Below are 17,373 nucleotides of genomic sequence, written 5' to 3' on the forward strand. Positions count from 1 at the left end.
GCGCGGCACAGGCCCCCGTACCGTCCTACCGGTGACGGGATCCCGGAGGCCAGGAAAGTGCTTGGCGACTTTATGACATTGCAGCCATCTGACATGCTTTCCGATCATGGACACGCATGACAACGCACTTTCGGCGGTCGGGGTCGACGCCGAGGATGAGCGAATATACCGGGATCTGCTGCGTCACCCGCGCGCCACGCTGCCCGAGCTGGCCGGGCACACCGGGCTGACGACGGTGGCCCTGCGCCGCGCCTTCTCCCGGCTCGAGGCGCTCGGCCTGGTCAGCCGCATGGCGGGCCGCCCGGTGCGATTCGTGCCGATCCGGCCGGACGTCGCGGTGGCGGCCCTGATCTCCCGCCGCGAGGAGGGGCTGGCCCAGGCCCGGCTGGCGGCGGTCGCGCTGCTCGCCGAGACGCCGCGCACGGAGCACCAGTCCCCGGAGGAGCTGGTCGAGGTCGTGCAGGGCCAGGCGGCCGTGGTGCAGCGGTTCACGCAACTGCAGCAGACCGCGACCAAGGAGCTCCTGGTGCTGGACCGGCCGCCCTACGCCCAGGACCCCACGCAGCAGAACGTCGCCGAGATCGAGCGTCTCGCCCAGGGCGTCCACGTACGCGGCATCTATGACGCCTCGGCCCTGGAGATCCCCGGCAAGCTGCGTCTGGCGCAGGAGTCGGCCGCCGCCGGCGAGGAGGCCCGGGTCAGCCCCGACGTGCCCATGAAGCTGGCCATCGCCGACCGGAAGTGGGCGATCCTGCCGCTCGGCACCGACGCCTCCGCCCATGCCGACAGCGCGGTCATCGTGCACTCCTCGACCTTGCTGGACGCGCTGGTCGCGCTGTTCGAGGTTCTGTGGCGCTCGGCGCTGCCGCTGCCGCTGAAGGCGCCCGGCGGGGACTCCACGGCGGGGCTGCCGGACCCCGAGCTGTTCACGCTGCTCGCGGCCGGGCTCAAGGACGAGGCCGTCGCGCGCCAGCTCGGGGTGAGCCTGCGGACCGTGCACCGGCGGGTGAGCGAGCTGATGGACCTGCTGGGCGCGCGCACCCGCTTCCAGGCCGGGCTGCTGGCCGCCCGGCGCGGCTGGTTCTAGAGGGCGGGCAGCGGCAGGTCGCCGGCGTCGAACGTGAACGAGCGCCGGGCCGTCCTGAGCCTGCGGCCCTGCCCGTCCTCCGCCTCCGGCAGGATCTCGACCGGCAGCGTGTAGCCGCGCGGGTTGGCGCCGTACGCGGGCCAGTCGATGACGTACTGCAGGGAGCCGACCAGGCCCGCGTCGGCCGGGCTGAGCCGCTTGGCCCGGGTCGTCAGGTGCTCGATGAGCGCCCGCTCCGCGTCGTCCCCCCACTGGTCGGGGGTGCCGGCGAACAGCGCCTTGTCGTCCGTGACGGCCTCCTCCACGGCCGTGCGGAGCTGTGGGCCCGCGCGGCCGATGCGGCGGCTCTCGGCCGGTTCCGAGGCCGGGCCGCCCGAGACCATGTTGGCCGGGCGCTTGATGTGCCAGCGGTAGACCATGGCCAGGCCGCGCTCGGAGGTGATCACGTCCTGGACCAGGGCCGGACGGGTGCCGCCTGGGGCCTGCGGGTCGGGCACCACCCAGGTGGGCGGGCCCTCGGGGCCGTCCCACGGCGTCCGCATGATGTCGCGGATCCGGAGCCTGGCCATGTGCCACATCCTGCGGCGGAAGCCCTCCACGGTACGGGTGGCCATCTGGAAGCGGTAGAACCAGTGCCAACCCCGGAAGACGTCGAACTCCTCCACCACCTGCGGCAGCAGCCGGGCCGGGCCGCCCTCCTGCGGGACGGTGGGGCGGGAGACGTACTTGCGCTGGCCGGGCAGGAACAGGTCGCCCCCGTTGTGGCCCCAGTCGGCGACGGAGACGCCGTACCGGCCGACGGTCTGCTCGAAGGCGGCCGGGTCGGCGGACTTCAGGTAGGCCAGATAGCCCCACAGCTCGCCGGCGTCCACGGAGCCGCCCGCCGCCGGGCCGCTCGCCGCGCCCGCCGTCCAGTGGCACGGCCCCAGCGAGACGAACGCCGGGTCGTAGCCGTTGAGCCCGTCGAAGAAGCCCACCGCCTCGACCTCGGCGACCGCCCTGACCACCTTGTACGTGCTCAGCCCCGCCGCGTCCGCCATCAGCTCGGCCAGGGTCGGCCCCGTCCCCCCGGCGCGTACCGGCAGCAGGTGCTCGGGCAGCATCTCGGCCTCCGGCCGCCACGTGTGGCCGAAGTTGGGCCACGCCCGCGGGCCCGACCAGTCCTGCAGATAGGTGGCGAACTCCCCGGTCACGTCCAGCTCCGGGTGCGCCGGGGCGGACGGCGGGCGGGCGGGGCGCCGCCAGGTGCGCGTCAGGTCGCGGACGTAGAAGCGCAGGGCCTTCACGGGCACGTCCCGGTGCCCCCAGACGTTGCCGGCGGCGGGCAGCGTGTGGAGGCGGTCGGGCTGCCCCTGCTGGAGCTGCCACGCCTCCACCACGATCGGGCACCGCCGGCGGGCCTGCTTCCAGCGCCGCAGCACGAACCGGGTCCACGGGTTGACCACGCCGGTGATCGCCTCGGTGTAGCGCTCGTAGAAGTGCGCGACGACCGGTACGAGCCGGTCCGACCAGCGGATCGGCTCCACCACGGCGCCGACGGCGTGGGCGGCGGCCGTCGTGTCCTGCGCGCCGCGGGTCACCGTCAGCTCGCCGCGCACGCCGGTGACCTCCAGGATCTCGGCGTCGATCCGCACCCGGAAGGGCGGGACGCCCGGGAAGGCCGAGAGCGCGCTCACCTGGAGCGCGCCGTGGGCCGCGGTCAGGTCCGTCACGAGGGTCGCGCTGTCCGGCCGGCGCTGGGCGGCCGAGTCGGGGAGCGAGGCGTAGCGCTGGAACTCCTGGACCGCCCACCGGGTGTCCCGGGTGAAGGTCGTCGCGTCTTCGGGGGCGAGCAGGAAGCCCAGCTCGCGCAGGTCCCGGTGCAGGTCGCGGACGTGGGTGGTGCCGGTCAGCCCGGGGCGTTCGCGGCCGCCGTATCGGGCGGTGACGCCGTCGCGCGGGTCTCTGTCGTCGTCCCGCAGGTCGAACTCGCCGTACAGGCCGGAGGTGGGCCGGATGAGGGTGGCGAGGAGCCAGGCGAAGATCTGGTCGAGGTCTTCCAGCATGACCACGACGGTAGGCGCGGACGCGCGTGCGCGCCCCAGGGGTCGCACTAGGGAAAACTCTGGGTTTATGTCAAGTCGTTTGTATTGGGTACGGCGGACGAGTGCCAAGACAGGTCGATCACGATGAGCGGCGGACGAGCATCGCCAGGGCGCTGCGGCGGGCGGGCGTCGTCGCCTGGACGTTCGGCTCGTCCCCGTTCGGCAGGCGGGCGGGCGTGGTGACGCTGACGGCGGCGGTCGCGGCAGGGGAGCAGGGCTGCCGCATCCCCGACCTGGCCGAGGACGAGGCTCCCGCGCTGGCCGAGGCGGCGGCGCCGCGCATCCTCACGGAGTTCCTGAGCAGAACTCCGTGATCGTGGCGGCGAGGACGTCGGTGACCTGACGTACGGAGGCGAGGTCGGCCCACTCGGTGTCCGCGTGCGCGCCGCCGCCGTCCACGCCGAAGAGCAGGCACGGGATCCCGGCCCGGGCCAGCAGGGCGCAGTCGGTCCAGAAGGGTTCGGCGCGGATCACCGGCGGCCGGCCGAGCACGCGCTCCGCCTGCCGCAGCACGACGCGGGCGATGGCCGAGTCAGGGTCGGCCTCGAAGGGCTCGCGGTGCAGGCCCTCGTGCAGCCGGTACGCGAATCCGGGCACCGTGGCGCCGAGCCCGTCGAGGATCCCGGTGAGCTCGGCCCGTACGGTGGCGGCGCTCTCGCCGGGCACCGTGCGCCGCTCCAGGGTGATCCGGCAGTGGGCGGGATAGGTCGAGGGCCCCTCACCCCCGTCGATGAGCGAGGCGTGCACGGTGCCCGGGCCGAGCAGCCGATGCCCGCCCGACGCGGCCAGCCGGCGCCCGAGCTCCTCCAGCGCCACCAGGAAGTGGCCCGCCTTGGCGATCGCGTCCACGCCCAGGTCGGGCCGGGAGCCGTGGGCCGCGCGGCCCAGCACCTCCACCTCGAACCAGGCGAACCCCTTGTGCGCCAGCGTCACCTCCAGGTGGCTCGGCTCGGTGACGATGGCCGCGTCCGCCGTGAACCTCTCCAGCACCTCCTCGGTGCCGAAACTGGCGTGCTCCTCGTCGGCGACGCACGCGAGGAGGACGTCGCCGGGCAGCCGGGCCCGTTCGGTGGCCTGGGCGGCGGCGGCCATCATGGCGGCGACGCCGCTCTTCATGTCGAAGGCGCCGCGCCCGAAGAGCTTGCCGTCCTGGACGCGCGCGGCGAGCGGGTCGCCCTTATAGGTGCCGTACGCGACCGTGTCCAGGTGGCCGTTGAGCATGAGCGAGCGCCCGCCGCCGCTGCCGCGCGCCACGGCCACCAGCGAGGGGCGGCCCGGCCGCCGTTCCAGGCGGTGGACCTCGAAGCCGCGTTCGCGCAGCCAGTCCTCGCAGAAGCCGGCGACGGCCGACTCGCCCGCGCCTCCGGGCGAAAGGTCGGGGTTGACCGAGTCGAGGGCGATCAGGCGTTCGAGCAGCGGCAGGGGATCGATGGCCATGGCGGACCTCCTGAGGTGGGGTGTCCGCCCATCGCATCAGGTGATCGCGCGGCCGGGAAGGGGTTCCCGCCGCGCGGTCGGAGGCGGCCTCAGAGGGCGTCGGCGTTCTGCGCGGCCTGGTAGACGGCCATCGCCTCGTTGCCGAAGAAGGGGCCGAACATGAAGTTCGGGGCGAAGTTGTAGGTGAAGCTGTTGACGGAGTTCAGCATGCCCTGGCCGGTGCCCTCGTTGAAGTTGAGGAACCAGCCGCCGCCGCTCGACCCGCCGGTCATGTTGCAGCGCAGGCCCTGGTCCGTGGTCTGGACGGTGTCGTTGAACGTGCGCCCGCTGCAGTAGATCAGCTCCGAGCCGTCGAAGGGGTCCGCCGCCGGGAAGCCGAAGGCGTACATCTGCCGCTGTCTGGCCTGGTTGAACGCCACTCCCTGCCCGCCGACGACGTCGGTCAGCGTCTGGCCCTGCAGCGGTGCGACCACGACGGCGGCGACGTCGAAGTTGATGTCCTCGCGGGCGTTCCACTGCTGGGTGGTGAGCATGCGGGTGCCGACCCAGGTGCCGAACGGGCGGCGGCCGTCGTCGAAGGCCGGGACGAAGGCCCAGTTGCGGTGGGCGGCGCCGTTCAGTTTCACGCAGTGCCCGGCGGTCATCACGACGCTCTCGTTGGCGCTGGTCACCGCCGTGCCCGAGCAGGAGGAGTTGCGGCCGTCGGCGGTGGTGAAGAAGACGCGCCCGAGGGTGCGCACGATGGCGCCGCCGTCGGTCCACTGCAGGCCGGGGCTGTTGGGGATCAGGGTGCGCTGGGCGCTGACGGGCTGTACCGAGAAGGCGGCCCCTCTGGTGGAGAAGCCCGAGCGCCGGAACCTGGAGCCGCCGGTGGCCCAGGGGTCGCCCTCGGAGGGCTGGCCCAGCCGGACGTTGCGGCGCGGCGTGGGTGCCGAGAGCGGTTGTGCCGCCAGCATGCGCTGCGCGGTCCAGTACTGCGAGACGGACCTGCGTTCCGACCAGGAGTCCGTGGCCGTCCACCCGACCGGCCTGCGGTCGAGCTCGGTGGAGGCGCCGGCCTGCGCGGTGCCTGCGGGGAGCAGGGCTCCTGCCACGGCGAGCGCGACGGCGGAGACCAGGGCGACTCTGTGGTGCATTACGTACCTCCCGAAAACCGGAATCTGCCGAAGAAAGGTACGCACCACACCGTCAATCTTCCTCAATGCATGCGCATATGGATATAGTATGACTACGGAGTGTGCGAGTGCCGATACCGTGCGTCGCGAGAGGGCGGCGCGCGAGCCGTTCCAATATGGCCATTTTTTCACCGGCACTTTCCCGTTATGGGGAATTCAGATCCGGCGTGGCGTTATTGCGGGACAAGCGGTAACTGTAAGCATCGAACCGGTCGAATGATGAAAGGACCGGTACATCACGATGCCGATATCCCGGAAGAAATCCCTGCGTGGCTTCGTCGCCGTGGCGCTGGTCGCGACGCTGGCGCCTGCCGCCCCCGCCGTGGCCGACAACACGGACAACATCAATGACCACGGCCACGAGCATGACCACGACGGCGACAACACGTGCTCGCCGCGCCTTTTCTACAAGCTCCACAAAATCTCGCCGCGCAACTTCTTCGTGCCGCGCACCCGCTACACCGACGGCCCCGGCGGCTCGATGACGGTGTCGGTCACCCGCGAACACGAAGTGCTCGCCTTCCTCGAGACCGAGAAGGAGAAGGAGCTGAGCGTCACCACGGGAGACCTGGTGAAGCGCCTGCGCAGGCTGGGGCTGCCGCACCTCGAGGAGCGGCACATGGTCTTCACCGGCCACGAGTACACGCGCGAGATCAGCAAGGGGATGTACGGCAACATGTGGTACCGCGTCTTCGGGTACCGCGTCGGATGGTCGGCCTGGTCGGTGCTCCGCTCGTGCCGCCACATCAAGGTCACCACCGGGATCGCCAACGTGCCGGCCCGGGTGGAGGGCTGGCGCTACTGGGAGACCAAGCACCCGATCTTCAAGGATCGCCTGCTGTCTCTCAAGTGAGTGGCCAAGCGCAGGTCAGGATTGTCCTGTCTGTGTTGCTTTGTCTGATTCCGGGTAAGTTGGAAGTTCGGAGCCCCGCATCTTGCAACAGGGGGACAGCATGGGCATCTTGCATTACCTGGGATACATCCGTCTGCCGTCGGCGGCACCGAAGCCGCTGCCGGACCGCGACAGCGATTCGGGTTCGCGCGCGCGCCGGCGGCGCCGCCGCAGGCGCTGAGCGGGGCGTACGAGGCCGCCAATCCCGACGGCCTCGTGCGCTCACGTCACGGCATGGTCGCGCAGTACGGCCCCGGCCGGACACCGACGGCGAGCAAGGTCACGCAGATCCTGTCGCCCGAGACCAGCGGTGGTGTCGGGCGGAAGGTGCCGCGCAGGAAGGTAGGTGTACGAACGTAGGAGAAGGACCCGCCGGCTGGCAGACCGTTGACCGTGGCGGTCGCCGACAGCGAGGCGGGCGGCGGCTTGACGATGAAGACGAAGCTGCCGCCGTCGAGGCCCGCGCACACCGGGGCCTCGGGAACGCAGATCGGTGCGGCCTGGGCGGGCTGACCCGCCACCAGCAGCAGGGCGAGGGGCAGCAGGGCCCCCAGGACGATTCGTGTGATCAGCTTCTTGGCGTTGATGACACACCCCCGTGTGGGTTCGCGGTTGACGAAATGGCGCAGAGTGGGCTCGGGGAGTCGATCGCGAAACGCTTCGACGGTAACCCGGCCGGGGCACCCGGTCCATACGGTCGCACCCGCGCGACAGCGCGATGAAGCCGATCTGAAAGGCCCGCTACTTCTGGAAGGCGGCCAGCGCGATGCCGAGCGTCCGCTGGTTCTGGCCGGAGGCCTTGGCGTCGGTCGAGTTGACCGAGTAGACCAGGGTGCGGCTCAGGTCGCGGGTCGCGCCCACACCGGCGGAGTAGCCGTAGCGGGCGCCGGTCTTGCCGTAGGCGACGATCCCGCCGGGCAGCACCATGCGCGACATGCCCGAGGTGTAGATCGCCGGCTGATTGCCGCACTCGTCGTGCATCTTCACGTCGGGGACGGTGAACATCGGCTCGAGCTGCGCGGATGGCACGAGCTTGCCGGAGAACAGCGCCTTGACGAACCTCTCCAGGTCCGCGGCCGTCGAGATGAGGTCGCCCGAGGCCCAGGTCGAGGTCACGCTCGTCCTCGTCATGTCCACCACGTGAGCGTCACCGTAGGCGATGGCGTCGTCGAAGCCTGCGGGCACCGCCTGGTAGCCCTTGTGGTGCGGGCCGCGGATGAGCGGCGAGGCGCCGGGCAGATAGCTGTCACGCATGCCGGCCGGGCGCAGGATCCGGGTGGTGACCTCGTGCTCGTACGACCTGCCGGTGACCTTCTCGATCAGCAGACCGGCCACGAACGTGTTGGTGTTCAGATAGTGCTGCCGGGTGCCGGGCGGGAACTCGATGGGGTTCCGCACGGCCAGCGCGACATACTTCTCGGGCGTCCACGTCCTGAACCGGGTCTCGTACACCCAGTCGAAGGAGCCGGGCAGGTCGGGAGCAGGCAGGCCGCTGGTGTGGTTCAGCAACTGGCCGACACGGACGTCGGGGTAGGAGTCGGGCAGCAGCCCCGGCAGGTGGTCCTGGACGGTCGCGTTGAGCGAGAGCCTGCCCTCGGCCACGAGCTGCAGCACGACCGCGGTGGTGAACATCTTGGTGACGCTGCCGGCGCGGAAGCGTACGTGCTCGGACGCCTTGCGCCCGGTGGTGAGGTCGGCGACCCCGTTCACGCCCTTCCACGAGCCCTTCGTGCCGCTCACCCGGACGATCGCGGCGGTCGCGTCGGCGGCCGGCAGGTTCGCGATGGCCTTGGTCAGGGCGGCGTCGTTGACCGGCGGGACCGTCGCCTCGGGGTCGGACCGGACGACGGCCGGCGGCGGGCAGGGAGCGGGGGTGGGAGCGGCCGCCTGAGCGGGCACGGGCACCGTCACCAGCGCGGCGGCGAGGGCGAGAACGATAGGCTTCATCGCTGTATCTCCAGGTGAGAGGTGTTTCGAGGTGATGTGGCAATCCTGGCGAGCACGGCGCCGCCGCGAATCGCCGGTGCGACCCATTCGCGCTCACTCCTTGGAGGGAGTCCCCGAATCCCCCATACCGGCGATGCCCGGGAACAGCGGGTCGGGCAGGATCAGGTGCCGTGTCTGAGTCAGGGTTGTTCGCGCGGGTGCGCTCGCTGCCCCCGCCATGGGTGGACGGCGCGCTCGCGGCGCTGGTGCTGGTCGCCGAGCTGTGGCCGTTCTTCTCCCGCGAGAGCCCCCACGGCGTGCCCTGGCACTGGTGGGGCTACTTCATCGTGATCGTCTCCGCGGTGCCGCTGACCTGGCGGCGCCGCGCCCCGGCGATCGTCCTCACGGCCACGCTCATCCCGACCGGGCTCTACGACCTGGTCGACGCGGTGGCCGCCCAGCCCATCTGGTACGGCGGGCTGATCGCCCTCTACACCGTGGCCGTCCAGTGCACCCGGTGGGTCCGCGTGAGCCTGCTCGTCGCCACGATCGGCGGCGGCCTGTTCCTGGTCGGCTCGTCCGAGACCGCGATGCGCGGCGTCCTGCTCTTCGTGGCCGCCTACGCCATCGGCCGCGCCGCCGCCGCCTCCCGGGCGCACGCCGCCGCGCTGGAGGAACGCGCCGTCCAGCTCGCCCGTGAGCGTCAGATCGCGGCCGAGCGGGCCGCCGAACGCGAGCGGGCCAGGATCGCCCGCGACATGCACGACATCCTCGCCCACGCGGTCAGCGTCATGGTCGTCCAGGCGGAGGCGGGCCCGGTGGTGGTCGGAGGCGATCCGGCCCGGGCGGTGGCCGCGTTCGACGCGATCGCCGCCGCCGGGCGCGACGCCATGGACCAGCTCCGCCGGCTGCTGAAGGTGCTCAAGGAGGACGAGGGCCCGCGCTCGCCCCAGCCCACCATCTCCGGCCTGGCCGCCCTGGCCGACCGGGTCGGGACCGGCGCCGGGTTCCCGGTGACCTACTCCGCCTCGGGTGATCCACGGCCGCTGTCGCCCGACGCCGAGGTGGCCGCGTACCGGATCACGCAGGAAGCCCTCACCAACATCGTCAAGCACGCCGGCGCCACCCGCGCCGGCATCGCCCTCACCTGGCAGGATCACGCACTCATGATCGACATCACCGACGACGGCCACGGCCGGGAATCGTCGCTTCCCTCCGGCGGCCACGGCCTGATCGGCATCCGCGAGCGGGCCACCGCCTGCGGCGGCACCGCCGTCGCCGGGCCGCGCGCCGACGGCCGCGGCTTCCGGGTCCTCGTCCGCCTGCCGCTGCAGAAGGTGGCGGCATGACCGTGCGCGTGGTGGTCGCCGACGACCAGGAACTGGTCCGGGCCGGGTTCAGCATGATCCTCGACGCCCAGCCGGACATCGAGGTCGTGGCCGAGGCGGGCGACGGCGCACAGGCCGTGGCCGCCGTCCGCGAGCACCGCCCCGACCTGCTCCTGCTCGACATCCGCATGCCCGTCATGGACGGCATCGAGGCGGCCCGCGTGGTGTGCGCGGACGGCGACTGCCGGGTCCTCATGCTGACCACGTTCGACCTGGACGACTACGTCTACGACGCGCTGCGCGCGGGCGCGAGCGGGTTCCTGCTCAAGGACGTGCGCCGCGACGACCTCGTGCACGCCGTACGAGTGGTCGCGGCCGGTGAGTCGCTGCTCGCGCCCTCGATCACCACCAAGCTGATCGCCGAGTTCACCACCAGGGCGACCCCGCGCCCCGCCGGGCCGCCGCCTGAGCGGCTCACCGTGCTCACGGCACGCGAGCGGGAGACGCTGCGGATGATCGCGCGGGGGCTGTCCAACGCGGAGATCGCCCAGGAGATGGTGGTCAGCGAGCACACCGTGAAGACGCACGTCAGCAACGTGCTGAGCAAACTGGGGCTGCGGGACCGGGTCCAGGCGGTCATCGCCGCCTACGAGAGCGGGCTGACCGTGCCCGGGGCCTAGGGGGTGCCGGAGCGGCAGAGGCGGTTTCGCCATCAGTATGGGAGGCCGGGAACGGCCCGGCCATGACCACTATGAGATGCCCTTCACCGCGTAGGTGACGAGCGTGGTGAGCACCTGCTTGACCGAGTCGCGGTCACGCACGTCGCAGAGCACGATCGGGATGGTCTCGGTCAGCCCGAGCGCCCGCCGTACCTTGACCGGGTCGTAGCGGCGGGCACCGTCGAAGCAGTTCACGGCGACCACGAACGGGATGCCGCGCTGCTCGAAGTAGTCGACCGCCGGGAAGCAGTCCTGCAGCCGGCGGGTGTCGGCGAGCACGACGGCGCCGAGCGCGCCGAGGGACAGCTCGTCCCACATGAACCAGAACCGGTCCTGCCCCGGCGTCCCGAACAGGTACAGCCACAGCCCCTCGCGGATGGTGATGCGGCCGAAGTCCAGCGCCACCGTGGTCGTGGTCTTGGCCTCCACGCCCGAGGTGTCGTCGACCCCGACGCCGCGCTCGCTCAGGAGTTCCTCGGTGTGCAGCGGGCGGATCTCGCTGATCGTGCCGACCAGGGTCGTCTTGCCGACGCCGAAGCCGCCCGCGATGAGGATCTTGATGGCCAGGGCCGAGGCGACCGCGGTCGTGCCCGGCTCAGAGACTGCGTAGCCCATGCAGCACTTCCCTGTAGATACGTTCATCGATCGTCTGCGCCACCGGGCGCGGGCGTTCGATGGTGACAAGACCCTCGCGCCGCAGATCGCCCAGGATCACCCGGGTGATGTTGAGCGGCAGCTTGAGGTGCGACGCGACATCGGCCACCGGCGTGGGTTTGCGGCACAGAGACAGCACGGCGCGATGCTCGGGTATCAGGTCCCCGGTGTGGAACGGCCCGTCGACCGTGGTGACGATGGCCACCAGGTCGAACGTCTCTCCCTGCGGGCGCGCCCTGCCGCCGGTCAGGCCGTACAGCCGGATCAGCGGTCCGGGATCCTCCCCGGTCACGGTCTCGCGCCGTTCCAGGCGGGTGCCGGTGCCGCTCCCCTCGGCTGCGCGGAGAGGTGCTCGCCGACCCTCTTGACCAGAAGCGCCATCTCGTACGTGACCATGCCCAGCTCGGCGTCGGCCGTCGCCAGCACGGCCAGCCGCGCGCCTTGACCGGCGGCGGTGACGAACAGGAAACCCCCTTCCAGCTCGATGATCGTCTGACGTACGCCGCCCATCCCGAAGTGCCGTCCCGCGCCCATGGCGAGGCTGTGGCTGCCGGCGGAGATGGCGGACAGGTGCTCGGCGTCCTCCCGGGTCAGTTCCCGGGAACCCCCCATGGCCAGCCCGTCGGCGGACAGCACGATGGCGTGCCGGATGCCGGGGACGCGGTGGGTGAGGTCGTCGAGCAGCCAGCTCAGTTCACTTCTGGGGTCGGGCATCGGGCTGGTCGTCCTTTCGGTTCCACACGTCTTGTCCCTGCTCTACCTGGCGGCGGCCCTGCTGCCAGCCGCGTTGCATGGACGACATGAGATCTGCGAGCTGCTCGGGCGAGCGCCCCGTCACCGCGCCCCGGTCCACGCGCTTGGTGGCGGTGCGGAGCTGGGGAGCCAGGCTGGCCTGCGGCACCCGCATCGGCAGCCCGTCGAGGTCTTCGTCGGCGTCCTGGGCCGAGACCGTGACGCTCCACTCGGTGGACGGCCCCGGCACGGGCACCGGCCGGGGAGCCGGCATCTCGAGCGGCGCCGGGTCCGGCCTGCGGGCGGCCTCGAACCAGGTCACCTGCTCGGGCTCGTCGGGGTCGGGGGCCCTGTCGAGCGCTCGTACGGTCCGGGCGGCCGGCTCTACCGACGTGACGGCCGGAGGTTCGGCGCCGACGAGCAGGACGGCGGGCAGCAGGACGATCGCGGTGGTCCCGTCGTACGGGGAGCGCCGCAGCGAGAGCTTGATGCCGTGCCGGAACGCGAGCCGGCCCACCACGAACAGGCCGAGCCTGTCGCTGTCGGCCAGGTCGAACTCCGGCGGGTTGGCCAGCCGGACGTTGAGCTCGTCCAGCGTGGCCTGGTTCAGCCCCAGGCCGCGGTCCTCCACCTCCAGCGCGAACCCGTTGGCCGCCCGCATGCCGCGGATGTGCACGGTCGTGTCGGGCGGCGAGAAGACGGTGGCGTTCTCCACCAGCTCGGCGACCAGGTGGATCACGTCGGTGACCACGGCGCCGACCAGCAGCGGGGCGTTCGGCATCGGCGAGACGGTGACGCGGGTGTAGTCCTCGACCTCCAGCACCGCCGCGCGGACGACGTCGAACAGCGACACCGGATCGCGCCAGCGGCGGGCGGGCACGGAGTCGGACAGGATGATCAGGTTCTCCGCGTGCCGCCGCATGCGGGTGGTCAGGTGGTCGAGCTTGAACAGGTCCTCCAGGACCTCGGGCTCCTCCACCCGGCGCTCCATCGTGTCCAGCAGCGCGAGCTGGCGGTGCAGCAGCGCCTGGTTGCGCCGCGCCAGGTTGAGGAAGACCTGGCCGACGCCCTTGCGCAGGACCGCCTGGCCCACCGCCGCCTCGACCGCCGTGCGGCCCACGGCCGAGAACGCGTGCGCCACGCGATCGACCTCGGCCGTCTCGGCCCGGTCGAGCGCCGGGGCCTCGGTGGCCGGGTCCACGTCGTCGCCGCGGCGCAGCCGCTCGACCAGCCGGGGCAGCCGCTGCTCGGCCAGCTCCACCGCCGAGCCCTGCAGCTTCATGAGCTCGGCGACCAGCGAGCGGCCGAACCGGTACGACAGCGCGATCGAGACGATCACCGCCGCCAGCCCCAGCAGCAGGACCAGCCCGATCCGCCAGTACGCCCCGCCCTTCTGCCCCTGGGCCGCGTCCGCGGCGCGGGCCAGCTCGGCCTCGGTGTCGCGGTTGATCGTGTCGAGGAGGGCGTCGGCGTCGCTCTTCCAGGTGGCCGGGTCGACCGGCGGCGCGCCGTTGGTGTCCCACACGAACAGCGCGTCCTCGACATCGGTCAGCCGTTTGTACGGGGCGCCGGCCACCAGTTTGTCGTAGTTCGCCCGCAGCTCGGGCCCGGCGTCGCGCTCGGCGTTGGCGAAGACGAGCCTGCGGTTGGTCATCGCGGCCACGAACGCGGCGCGGTCGGTCGGGGTCATCCTGCGGTTGACGATCGTGCTGGTGAGGACGGCGTGCTCGCGGCCCAGGTATTCGGCCGTGGCGCTGTAGGCCGCCATGCCGCGCACCGCCCGGTAGGACGAGACGTCGCTGAGCGCGTCGCGGTCGTTGAACTGCCGGTTCGCGACGCTGATCAGGTTGTCGTACGCCTGGATGATCGTCAGCGGCGGGGCCAGCACGCCTCCGTCGGCGGACGCGCGCAGCGACTGCAGCCCGTCGAGCGCCTGGACCATGGCGCGTACCTGGGCCGGGGTCTCGGTGCCCGTCTCGGTGACGTCAACGGTCCCGATGACCTCGCGCAGGCGTTCCACCTTCCCGTCGGTGACCCGCCGCTGCTGGGCCAGCGGCGCGTACGACGCGGTCCCGCGCGGCGCCTCGGCCGAGAGCTGGCGCTCCCGCTGCAGGTCGACGATGAGCTGGTGCACCGGCGATCCGATCGCCTCCCAGCGGTCCTGCGCCTGGGAGACCGTGACGATCTCCTCCACGCTGGAGTACGCGATGAACGCCCACAGAGCGATCATGGAGACCAGCGGGAGCAGGAGGATCCTCAATAACTTGCTTCGGATCGGCGGGGGCGAGGTCATTCGTCATGTCCAATTCCGCGCGTGACAATGCGCCGCTGAGCAGTCGTCGTGAGCTGCCGGCATCGAGCCCCCGAGGACGCTCGCCACGACTGGGTACGCCTTGTGGTCCGTCCACTATGCCGATGGGGGCTGATGGACTTCAAGACACAGATGCGAAGAATCAACACGAATGGTGTGTTGACTCTTTGTCAGCACACGGTTCGTGTTCGTAACGGTATGCATGTCACGGACAGTGACGCTTATTGGACGCGCGGGCCATGGGATGGCCGGCCGGTTGCGCACCGGCCGGCCATCGTGGTTCAGGGTGCGGTCACGCCTTCTCCTGCCGCATCCTGATCTGCTCCAGCACGCTGGGCCGCACCTTGCGCTGTTCGAGCGTGTCGTACAGCTCCCGCAGCTCCCGCTGCGCCTGCTCCGAGTCGTCCGCCGCCGCGAGCAGATCCGCCCGCCTGCTCACCAGGTTGTGGTAGGCCAGGTTGAGCCGCCGGTCGGGGCTGTTCCGGTAGAGCTCGACCGCAGGCTGCGTGAGCTCGATCGCCCGCTGCGGTTCGGCCCGCGCGACCTGGGAGAACGTGCCCCGCTGGTAGTCGGTGACGCGGTTGAACGCGCGGCCGTACACGCCGGTGAGGATCTCCGCCGCCCGCGCCCCGACCAGCCGGTCCTTGTGCCGCTGCGCGATCTCCGTCAGCGTCTCCAGGCCCTTGGACAGGTGCGGGGAGGCGGAGCCGCCGAGGGCGATGTTGAGCCCGACCTGGTCGGTGAAGTACTCCGCCGCCTGCACCTCGTCCTGGCGCGACGCGGGCGTCAGGACCCGGACGGTCAGGACGTTGGAGATCGCCACGATGCCGCCGGGTCCGTGGTAGGTGGCCCGGATCCGGTACGTGCCGGGGTCGGTGAACATGAACCCGGACCGGCCGTAGGTGAGGTCGATCTCGTGGCTGTGCCGGTCCTCGCCGGTCGTGGCCATGGTGGTCGACTGGAGCGTGGCCGTCTCCGGGATGGCGATCACCGACATGATCGGCTCGAAGTGGTGCACCCTTCCGTCCGGCCGCTGGACGAAGACCGACATCGAGCCGTAGGCCGGGTCGAGGTTGGTGTCGATCTCCATGGGCACGTTGAGCAGGTTGCGCAGCCGGGCCTCGACCGTGACGCGCTCCATCAGGTCGTAGACGGGCGGCTCGGCCCGCAGGAGCAGCTCGACCGGCGCGAGGCCCTCCATGACCGAGAACGCCTCGCCCGCCTGCGGCTGCTCGAGGTGGCCGCCGCTGGCCCAGGCGTCGCCGCCCATGATGACGGAGGCCATGTCGCCGTGGCGCATGTGGATGAGCTCCTGGTCGTCGAACCTGAACATGAACCGGTTCCAGAAGGTGTCGGTGCCGTTGCGCAGGTCGTACCGCCAGGGGTAGTTCATCCACGACAGGGAGTCCGGCCGTCCCTTGTCCCAGCTGTGCAGGAAGTTGAACGCGTGCCCGGCCTCGTGCACGTAGGTGTAGAGGAAGTCACGCAGGGCGGCGGCCTCGGTGTCGTTGGCGGGGGAGCCCGAGGGCAGGTTGTTGAACCAGGAGTGCTTGCGGAAGAGGGCGAACCCCTGGCGCTCCGGGGCCTCGCCCGCCCCGCCGAAGGCGGCTGCCGCGTCGAACATGATCCCGGCGACGCCGGAGTTGTCGAAGCTGCCCGCCATGAACCCCCACATGCTCCAGCGCGGCCAGCCGCCCGAGAACTGGCTGAAGGCCGTCTCCATGGCGTCGTGCAGCTCGGGGGCCGACCAGGTGCTGAAGGTGTTGTTGGCGTCGTCGAAGATCGTGTGGGCGGGGGTGTTGAGCGTGAGCCCGATCCCGGCCTCCTGATACGCGCTCTCGACGGTGACCGTCCTGGCCGGCACGTTCGCCGGCCGGTTGGAGTGGGCGTGGGTGTGGTACGCGGGCATCAGCGGGGTCACGTTCACGGAGTTGCAGACGTCGACCTCGAGCGTCATCTCACGGAAGTTCACCGAGGTGCGCGGGCAGTGATAGGTCCTGGCCACGCCGCCGTTCTCGGTGAAGGTGATCTCCGCGGGCCCGGCCGGGGCGAACGTGCCCCAGGGAATCCTGATGCGCGTCTGCGTCATCGGGTGCGTGCCCTTCCAGAACCGCACCTCACCGGTGATCGTCACCTCGCACCTGCTCCAGGTGGCCCGTGGCGCGTCGATGATCCACGATTCGCGATACCGGCGCCAGATGATCGGCGGCCGTCCCGGCAACTGGATCGTGAACACCTCGTGGAAGTCGCCGCTGACGCGGTTGGTGACGGGCGAGTTGACGCCGCGCGGATCGATGTCCACGCGGCAGTCCAGGAAGCTGGTCCTGCTGGTGCTCTGGTAGCCCTGATACCGGCCGCTGACGGGGCCGAGGCGGACGCAGTGCCACGGCGGCAGCGGGGGCAGTGCCTGCTCCTGAGCGCTCTCGGAGTGGGCGGACATCGGGTCGAGGACACCTTGGCCGTGCTCTTCGGCGATGCGCGGCTCTTCGGATGGAATGGACATGGGGACCTCCCCGCCCGGCTTCCTTGCCGGGCGTGATGCACGGATCAGCCGTAACCGAACTCCGTGCCTTCTGCGGACACGGTGTGGGACAGCGCGGAACCGGACACCGACACGGCCACCTGACGTGACGCTCGAAGATCCAGGCGCGTCGCGGCGCCGCGCCCCGGTAGCTCGATCTCCGCCTCCGCGTGCTCGCCCGGCAGCGTGAGTTCGACGGATTCCGCCAGCCCGATCAGCGGACTTGTCGTCACGTTGCGACCATGAAAGGCGATCTCGCCATTGACCCTGACGATGATCTCGTCGTTGTCGAAGCCCTCGGTGAAGTCGATGCGCGCGGAGGTCATCTGTACGTCCTGACCTTGACATCTCGGATGCCCGGCTCCTGCTTCCCGCACGGTATTCCGACCTGCGGGGAAGGGCCCCAGGGACGTATTAAGGGATGACCCTAGTCACGAGTCCGTTTCATCCCTAGGGCTGGAACTTAGTCCGATGGGAGGCGAAAGTTCGTTGATCGTCTGGGATTAG

The 17,373-nt window shown here is 71.0% G+C and carries 16 protein-coding genes; 5 read left to right on the forward strand and 11 right to left on the reverse strand.

All coding sequences use genetic code 11. The annotated features are described in order from the left end of the window. The first annotated feature begins 235 nt into the window (after positions 1–235). Positions 236–1,087: a LuxR C-terminal-related transcriptional regulator gene (locus AB0I15_RS05310; protein ID WP_358090466.1), complete on the forward strand. Its 852-nt coding sequence runs from the start codon at positions 236–238 to the stop codon at positions 1,085–1,087. On the opposite strand, the gene AB0I15_RS05315 is transcribed toward AB0I15_RS05310, so the two are convergent. After that, a complete protein-coding gene (locus tag AB0I15_RS05315) occupies positions 1,084–3,132 on the reverse strand; it encodes a peptidoglycan-binding domain-containing protein (RefSeq protein WP_358090469.1) in 2,049 nt (682 codons plus the stop codon). The genes AB0I15_RS05310 and AB0I15_RS05315 overlap by 4 nt on opposite strands. Before the next feature lie 101 nt (positions 3,133–3,233). On the opposite strand from AB0I15_RS05315, the gene AB0I15_RS05320 reads away from it, so the two are divergent. After that, complete coding sequence (locus tag AB0I15_RS05320) at positions 3,234–3,485, forward strand: hypothetical protein (RefSeq protein ID WP_358090472.1); 252 nt, start codon at positions 3,234–3,236, stop codon at positions 3,483–3,485. Here the strand turns inward: AB0I15_RS05320 and AB0I15_RS05325 are convergent. Beyond that, positions 3,457–4,608 carry an ArgE/DapE family deacylase gene (locus AB0I15_RS05325; protein ID WP_358090475.1) on the reverse strand — a complete coding sequence of 384 codons (1,152 nt, stop codon included), beginning with the start codon at positions 4,606–4,608 and terminating at the stop codon, positions 3,457–3,459. The two genes, AB0I15_RS05320 and AB0I15_RS05325, sit on opposite strands and share 29 nt — an antisense overlap. An 89-nt stretch (positions 4,609–4,697) precedes the next feature. Further along, positions 4,698–5,744, reverse strand: a complete 1,047-nt coding sequence (locus AB0I15_RS05330) for a peptidase (RefSeq protein ID WP_358090478.1) — start codon at positions 5,742–5,744, stop codon at positions 4,698–4,700. A gap of 280 nt (positions 5,745–6,024) precedes the next feature. Here AB0I15_RS05330 and AB0I15_RS05335 point away from each other — a divergent pair, with 280 nt between their 5' ends. Further along, positions 6,025–6,636: a hypothetical protein gene (locus AB0I15_RS05335; protein ID WP_358090480.1), complete on the forward strand. Its 612-nt coding sequence runs from the start codon at positions 6,025–6,027 to the stop codon at positions 6,634–6,636. Between the two features lie 266 nt (positions 6,637–6,902). Here AB0I15_RS05335 and AB0I15_RS05340 read toward each other — a convergent pair whose 3' ends face one another. Both AB0I15_RS05340 and AB0I15_RS05345 read right to left on the reverse strand, forming a co-directional pair. Further along, complete coding sequence (locus AB0I15_RS05340; protein WP_358090483.1) at positions 6,903–7,196, reverse strand: hypothetical protein; 294 nt, start codon at positions 7,194–7,196, stop codon at positions 6,903–6,905. 220 nt (positions 7,197–7,416) lie between these two features. After that, the gene (locus tag AB0I15_RS05345; RefSeq protein WP_358090485.1) at positions 7,417–8,622 is read right to left on the reverse strand and encodes a serine hydrolase domain-containing protein; all 1,206 of its coding nucleotides are present in this window, start codon (positions 8,620–8,622) and stop codon (positions 7,417–7,419) included. Positions 8,623–8,792: 170 nt separating this feature from the next. On the opposite strand from AB0I15_RS05345, the gene AB0I15_RS05350 reads away from it, so the two are divergent. Then, the gene (locus AB0I15_RS05350; protein ID WP_358090488.1) at positions 8,793–9,950 is read left to right on the forward strand and encodes a histidine kinase; all 1,158 of its coding nucleotides are present in this window, start codon (positions 8,793–8,795) and stop codon (positions 9,948–9,950) included. Beyond that, on the forward strand, positions 9,947–10,609 hold the full coding sequence (locus tag AB0I15_RS05355; protein WP_358090491.1) for a response regulator transcription factor: 663 nt from the start codon (positions 9,947–9,949) through the stop codon (positions 10,607–10,609). The genes AB0I15_RS05350 and AB0I15_RS05355 overlap by 4 nt, the downstream gene beginning before the upstream one ends. Before the next feature lie 69 nt (positions 10,610–10,678). Here AB0I15_RS05355 and AB0I15_RS05360 read toward each other — a convergent pair whose 3' ends face one another. From AB0I15_RS05360 to AB0I15_RS05385, 6 genes are all read right to left on the reverse strand, one after another. Continuing rightward, positions 10,679–11,263 carry an ATP/GTP-binding protein gene (locus tag AB0I15_RS05360; RefSeq protein ID WP_358090493.1) on the reverse strand — a complete coding sequence of 195 codons (585 nt, stop codon included), beginning with the start codon at positions 11,261–11,263 and terminating at the stop codon, positions 10,679–10,681. After that, the gene (locus AB0I15_RS05365) at positions 11,244–11,594 is read right to left on the reverse strand and encodes a DUF742 domain-containing protein (RefSeq protein ID WP_358090496.1); all 351 of its coding nucleotides are present in this window, start codon (positions 11,592–11,594) and stop codon (positions 11,244–11,246) included. Before AB0I15_RS05365 ends, AB0I15_RS05360 begins: the two co-directional genes overlap by 20 nt. After that, on the reverse strand, positions 11,591–12,016 hold the full coding sequence (locus tag AB0I15_RS05370) for a roadblock/LC7 domain-containing protein (protein WP_358090499.1): 426 nt from the start codon (positions 12,014–12,016) through the stop codon (positions 11,591–11,593). The genes AB0I15_RS05365 and AB0I15_RS05370 overlap by 4 nt, the downstream gene beginning before the upstream one ends. After that, complete coding sequence (locus AB0I15_RS05375; RefSeq protein WP_358090502.1) at positions 11,997–14,264, reverse strand: nitrate- and nitrite sensing domain-containing protein; 2,268 nt, start codon at positions 14,262–14,264, stop codon at positions 11,997–11,999. Before AB0I15_RS05375 ends, AB0I15_RS05370 begins: the two co-directional genes overlap by 20 nt. Positions 14,265–14,637: 373 nt before the next feature. Then, complete coding sequence (locus tag AB0I15_RS05380; RefSeq protein ID WP_358090505.1) at positions 14,638–16,848, reverse strand: hypothetical protein; 2,211 nt, start codon at positions 16,846–16,848, stop codon at positions 14,638–14,640. A gap of 44 nt (positions 16,849–16,892) precedes the next feature. Next, positions 16,893–17,192 (reverse strand): hypothetical protein, encoded by a 300-nt coding sequence (locus tag AB0I15_RS05385; protein WP_358090507.1) that lies wholly within the window; start codon positions 17,190–17,192, stop codon positions 16,893–16,895. Positions 17,193–17,373: the final 181 nt, after the last annotated feature.

This window comes from Nonomuraea sp. NPDC050643, assembly GCF_040654715.1.
Classification (GTDB): domain Bacteria; phylum Actinomycetota; class Actinomycetes; order Streptosporangiales; family Streptosporangiaceae; genus Nonomuraea.

What these genes read in the sequence shown, in the direction of transcription:
- AB0I15_RS05380 (WP_358090505.1), bottom strand. Translation starts at nt 16,848, where the DNA reads ATGTCCATTCCATCCGAAGAGCCGCGCATCGCCGAAGAGCACGGCCAA.
- AB0I15_RS05330 (WP_358090478.1), bottom strand. Translation starts at nt 5,744, where the DNA reads ATGCACCACAGAGTCGCCCTGGTCTCCGCCGTCGCGCTCGCCGTGGCA.
- AB0I15_RS05355 (WP_358090491.1), top strand. Translation starts at nt 9,947, where the DNA reads ATGACCGTGCGCGTGGTGGTCGCCGACGACCAGGAACTGGTCCGGGCC.
- AB0I15_RS05385 (WP_358090507.1), bottom strand. Translation starts at nt 17,192, where the DNA reads ATGACCTCCGCGCGCATCGACTTCACCGAGGGCTTCGACAACGACGAG.
- AB0I15_RS05315 (WP_358090469.1), bottom strand. Translation starts at nt 3,132, where the DNA reads ATGCTGGAAGACCTCGACCAGATCTTCGCCTGGCTCCTCGCCACCCTC.
- AB0I15_RS05345 (WP_358090485.1), bottom strand. Translation starts at nt 8,622, where the DNA reads ATGAAGCCTATCGTTCTCGCCCTCGCCGCCGCGCTGGTGACGGTGCCC.
- AB0I15_RS05335 (WP_358090480.1), top strand. Translation starts at nt 6,025, where the DNA reads ATGCCGATATCCCGGAAGAAATCCCTGCGTGGCTTCGTCGCCGTGGCG.
- AB0I15_RS05325 (WP_358090475.1), bottom strand. Translation starts at nt 4,608, where the DNA reads ATGGCCATCGATCCCCTGCCGCTGCTCGAACGCCTGATCGCCCTCGAC.
- AB0I15_RS05375 (WP_358090502.1), bottom strand. Translation starts at nt 14,264, where the DNA reads ATGATCGCTCTGTGGGCGTTCATCGCGTACTCCAGCGTGGAGGAGATC.
- AB0I15_RS05370 (WP_358090499.1), bottom strand. Translation starts at nt 12,016, where the DNA reads ATGCCCGACCCCAGAAGTGAACTGAGCTGGCTGCTCGACGACCTCACC.
- AB0I15_RS05360 (WP_358090493.1), bottom strand. Translation starts at nt 11,263, where the DNA reads ATGGGCTACGCAGTCTCTGAGCCGGGCACGACCGCGGTCGCCTCGGCC.